Raw genomic sequence first — 256 nt, 5'->3', positions numbered from 1 at the left:
ACAAGGCCCTGGCCGAGACGGCAGCGTTGCTGGTGCTCTCAAAAAAATGCGAGGCGATCTTCAGAAGAAACACGCAGGGCGAGGACGAATGATTGGCCTCGAAGATCGCCAGGAACATGCCCGAGACATCGAAGCCGCGCGCCGATCTGGCGCCCGGTTGCACGAGGCCTGCGAGGTGGTGGGTATCACCGCACGCACCCTGCAGCGCTGGACCGCCCACCAGGGCCTCGAATCGGGCGATGGCAGGCCCGAGGCG

General features: G+C 65.2%; 1 pseudogene. It reads left to right on the top strand.

Features of this window, described 5'->3' with window-relative positions:
• Positions 1–256: pseudogene (locus HCU76_RS37085) on the top strand (IS3 family transposase); the annotation flags it as partial.

The sequence above is a fragment of the Variovorax sp. dw_308 genome (assembly GCF_019207085.1).
Classification (GTDB): domain Bacteria; phylum Pseudomonadota; class Gammaproteobacteria; order Burkholderiales; family Burkholderiaceae_C; genus Variovorax.
The sequence above is the reverse complement of the archived record's forward strand: the minus strand, read 5'-3'. Positions and strand labels throughout refer to the sequence as shown.